Annotated in this window: 4 protein-coding genes; all 4 read left to right on the forward strand. The window is 58.5% G+C overall.

Annotated features, from left to right (window positions below; all coding sequences use genetic code 11):
- The first annotated feature begins 1006 nt into the window (after nt 1–1006).
- The 4 genes from BKH33_RS13625 to BKH33_RS06945 all read left to right on the forward strand — a co-directional run bounded on the left by BKH33_RS13625 (nt 1007) and on the right by BKH33_RS06945 (nt 4544).
- On the forward strand, nt 1007–1291 hold the full coding sequence (locus BKH33_RS13625; protein ID WP_143228614.1) for a hypothetical protein: 285 nt from the start codon (nt 1007–1009) through the stop codon (nt 1289–1291).
- A 147-nt stretch (nt 1292–1438) separates the two neighbouring features.
- Nucleotides 1439–1747 carry a hypothetical protein gene (locus tag BKH33_RS13630; protein ID WP_143228615.1) on the forward strand — a complete coding sequence of 103 codons (309 nt, stop codon included), beginning with the start codon at nt 1439–1441 and terminating at the stop codon, nt 1745–1747.
- A gap of 526 nt (nt 1748–2273) precedes the next feature.
- Complete coding sequence (locus BKH33_RS13635) at nt 2274–2591, forward strand: hypothetical protein (RefSeq protein WP_143228616.1); 318 nt, start codon at nt 2274–2276, stop codon at nt 2589–2591.
- Nucleotides 2592–3257: 666 nt separating this feature from the next.
- Nucleotides 3258–4544: an SGNH/GDSL hydrolase family protein gene (locus BKH33_RS06945; protein ID WP_003780631.1), complete on the forward strand. Its 1287-nt coding sequence runs from the start codon at nt 3258–3260 to the stop codon at nt 4542–4544.
- The last annotated feature ends 39 nt before the right edge of the window (nt 4545–4583 follow it).

Below are 4583 nucleotides of genomic sequence, written 5' to 3' on the forward strand. Positions count from 1 at the left end.
CTTGACATGAGGCACCCCGGACCCCCAACACCGCAATACCAACGAAAACTCACACCGATCACCCCGCAACCCACCAAGGTGTCATAAGTCAGATCAAAGTACGCGGTGCAGGGGTGTACGTCCTACAAACACACGTCAGTCCCGTCGGCGGGGACATAGCGCAGGCAGAACTTGTCGATCCTGTTGCCAACCCCGGGCGGACATAGGCACCTTCAAGAATCTTCCGCAACAACCGAGCACGCAGGCTTCACTCACATCACCCAGCACCGGTTAAGCCAGCCAAAGTCGACGGAATCATCGGCAACACGGGATCAGGTCCAAGACTGACTGATCCAGAGCAGCGTAGCGACAACCATTCTCGATAACGCTCTCATCAGCGGCGTCGTCGACCAGACTCGTATTCTCAATCGGTCCCCAGCGTCTCTCCTCGATCGCGATCCGCACGACCATCACCTCTGAGGCGGCCCCGAACATTACGCAGAGACGGACTCGCCACCCTGCATCCCAGAAGCAGTGGAATGTCGAAACCATTTAAAGGCAGAAACTGTCAATATGCATCGCAAGAAGTTCTGGTCCTTATCGATGTGTCGATCATCCACATGGACTATCCGATCGGCCGATCCCCTGGCGTGAACGTGGTGCCACTATTGATTCATCGCAACGACCACATCAACCTAAAGGAGTCTCGATGTTTTTCTTCCCTCCATTCCTGCGCCCACCAGGTCCGCCAGGTCCACTTGATCCAAATCCCGACATAGATTGGGCATGTTGGCTTGTTGGGTTCTGCTGACGATTTCCATGACAAACAACCGCACTGCCACCAGACTATATTTCTAATGCAACACATTCCAGGGAAAGGAGCGATTCCAACACGTTATAAGCAGCACCCATATCACGCATGCTGAACCGCGCGAATAGCATGAGCTACACGCAATGTTCAAATGGCCGCGCTATTCACCCCAGCTGACGACATCACTACTCATCACCACAGAAACGAGGAGCGATCATGAAGAAATCACTGAAGGGCGCAATCACCGCAGGCGCCGCAGGCATCATCCTTGCAGGAGGAATTGCCTCCCCCGCATCCGCCGCCATCAAAGGTCCCTTCTACGTGACGGGCCCCGGTCCGGGAAAGTGTCATGAGATTACTCTTGAGTTCTACACGCCAGGATCCGGACAGCACTCAAGGATCGAACGTATGACTAAGTGCGGTACTGGCAAAACAGTGCGGCACTACAATTCGAACCACACCCACTGGCGGATCATCGGTAACCGAGTGTACCGTATCTGAATCCCTTAGTTTTCGGTTCTCGCGCAACTGTCGACAACAGGTCCGGAAATCCGCGCAGTCACAGTTCAACATCGGCCGGTGTGCACCGCAGTCCTTGCGGTGCACACCGGCTCACCATCACCTTAGTATTAGAAAGGGAGACATAGAATGAAGACATCAATCAAGGGTGCATTAACAGCCGGTATCGTCGGCATGATCCTGGCAAGTAGCCTGGCGACACCAGCTAATGCGGCGGTGATCGAGCGCGATTTCAGCGTCACCGGCCCCGGTCTCGGAAAGTGCCGTGAGCTCGACATTGAATTTTACACGCCTGGATCATCGCAAGCGTCTCGACATGAAAGCCTGGTTGCTTGCGGAAATCGCACGTCCACCGCTCACTTCCGTTCCAATCACACTCACGTGAGAACAACGAAGCGAGACTTTTGGAACGGCCCCTTCGAAGTGAACAGTAACTGATCCACGAAACTCGCGACTGTTTTTCCTGTGACCCAGCATACGACGTGCGCAGTACGTGCCAGGCGTCAAGGTCAACCATTATGAAGCAAGTACGTGTAAGTATTTCTAGACATCAACTGTCGAGGTGATGAAATATAGTAAGCACGGTCAAAGAAGTTCTACTAACCACCATAGTTTGGCGTCATTCTCACAGTAGGTCCAGTGTCGTAGGTAATCGTGTTTGCAAGGCAGAAAACTGCCCCCTTTCAACCCCAAAGGACAGTTCTATGCCGACGAATAGAGATTCTCGAATCATCAGCGTTTCATTGAGGAGCCCACCGCGACCAACTGTTCCCACCACTTACCCCTCCCGAGCGAGCAAGTCGGTTCAGTATCAGTTGGCGTGCACCACAGCTTCAGCGGTGCATGACAGCCAACCATCAAATCCCACGCCATTCCAACAACAAGTGTTCGGGCCACGAACAACGCTAAGTACCCACAACGAATAGCATCATCACGCTAACACACAGAAGAAGGAGATTGAACAATGAAGACCTCACTCAAAGGAGTACTCTCGGCTGGCGCCATCGGCATGATCCTCGCAGGCGCTTTAGCACCTCCTGCCAGCGCCGCGACTATCGAGCGAGATTTCACCGTCACTAGCCCCGGGGATGGGTGGTGCAGCACCCTCAGTATTGAGTTCTTCACGCCCGGTTCCAAACAGGTGCCACGGCATGAATCCATCACCGCATGCGGAAACCAGAAGAAAACGGTTCACTATCGTTCAAACCACACCCGCTATACAGTGAGCCAAACAGACTTCCGGAATCATCCGGTCATCCCAGTTAGCGAATCTACAAACTAGAGATATCCAACGCATATCAGTTGCCTTACCCAAGCAATTTCGCAACCTGGTGAGTATGTCTGACCTGACACATGACACCTTGGTGGGTTACGGGTAGGTCGATGCTGGTATTCGTTGATATTCCGGTGCTAAGGGACTGGTAGTGGGCCGCTAGCAGGTCGTATGGTGCACAGGCATGAGTCCGTATACGAATCAGGTCCACACCGGTTCGGGGCCCGGCGGTGCAGATCGTGTCCCAGCGCGGTGGTGTGCGCCGGATCGTGGAGCATCTGGGCCAGACCCACAATGTCGCCGAGCAGGGACCTGAGCCTCTGGCGCCTGCGCCAGGGCACACCGCGGCCTGATCCACCACAATAGAGACCAGCTGCTCGGTCCTGTTGTGGGAGGCCCTACACGACACCTACACCCGTCTGGGTCTGGGCGAGGCGGTTGGGGATGGCTGGGCCTTGGAGCAGACGATCGCCGCCCGTCTGACCGAGCCGATCTCCAAGGCCCAGCCCCACCGCATCCCGGGCAACCCAGGCGGAGGGCGGAGATAAGTCAGCATGCGGACCTTGTTCCGCGCCCCACCCTCCACGTCAGTCGACGAACCACGCTCCCACCCACACGATCCCACCGATCGGTAGTGTTGTTTTGAACCGTCAGTTCAATGTTGAGGAGCCCACTGTGCACGACCGTTCCCACCGCACTCCCCTCCCGATCAAGCCTGTTCGCTACCTCGCCCGACCCCAGCGACTCCGTTCCACCCGCCCCGTACGCCTCGGCCTGCTCGCCATGGTGCTGACCGTTTTCACCGCCGTCGGCCCCTCGGCCTACTCCGCTCCCCAGGTCCCCTCCCTTCCCGCCGGCAGCTACGTGGCTCTGGGAGACTCCTACGCCTCCGGCGTCGGGGCTCCTCCCTACGCCAAGGGCACCAACGTCCAGATGGAGAACGGCAACAAGTGCAAGCGGGCCATGGCCGCATACGCCCACCAGGTCGCCGACAAGACCGGTAAGACACTCGATTTCGGCGCCTGCTCCGGAGCCTGGACCAAGCACTTCTACGAGGCCCGCACGCCCTGGAAAGAACCCGCCCAGCTCGACCACCTGAACGCCTCCACCGGCCTGGTCACCTTCTCCATCGGCGGCAACGACGCCGGCTTCGCCAAGATCCTCTCCGAGTGCGCCACCCAGCCTCCTTTCTCCAACTGCAGCAGCGACAAGGAGGTCACCGACCCGGTCGACTCAACCATCGATGCCCTGGCCGGCAAGGGCAAGCAGACCGGCGTCTACAGCTACGACACGATCATGACCGACATCGCCAACCGCGCTCCCAACGCGACTGTCGTCGCCGTCGGATACCCGCGCATGTTCACCTCGACGGGCGGTAAGGGCGGCCTTGTGCCCGGCCGCTGCCAAGGACTCGCCAAGGTGGACCAACGCTGGATCAACGCCCGCACCAACGAGCTCAACGCCGCTCTCAGGGCCGCCGCCCAACGCCACGGCTACCAGTTCACCGACCCCTCCGGATCCTTCGCCGGACACGAGCTGTGCGGCAAGCAGACCTCCTGGTTCGACGGCCTGCTCGACGACGGACGCTTCCACCCCAACACCGCCGGCCACAAAGCCATGGCCTCCTCGATCATGAACACCCTGAACAATCGGCAGGCCGCGCAGGAGCAGCCCGCCGCGGCCCAGGCACAGGTGGACAACACGCGCCCCGCCGGCTCCTTCACCCTCACCCGCAACGGCGACCAGCTAGTCCTGGACGCCTCAGCCTCCACCGACACCGACGGCACGATCGCGAACATCGACTGGTACATCCAGCACGCCGACGGCACCGAGGAGGTCCTCACCGGCACCCAGGCAACCACCACGGTCCCCACCGACAAACAGGTCTCCGTCACCGCCGTTATCACCGACAACCAGGGCAAGGAGGACTTCACCACCCAGACCTCCCCCGCCATCGGTTAGCAGCCAGAATCCAGGCCCAACATCGACAGATTCTTCACA

The organism is Actinomyces naeslundii (assembly GCF_001956585.1).
In the GTDB taxonomy this organism is placed as follows: Bacteria; Actinomycetota; Actinomycetes; order Actinomycetales; family Actinomycetaceae; genus Actinomyces; species Actinomyces naeslundii.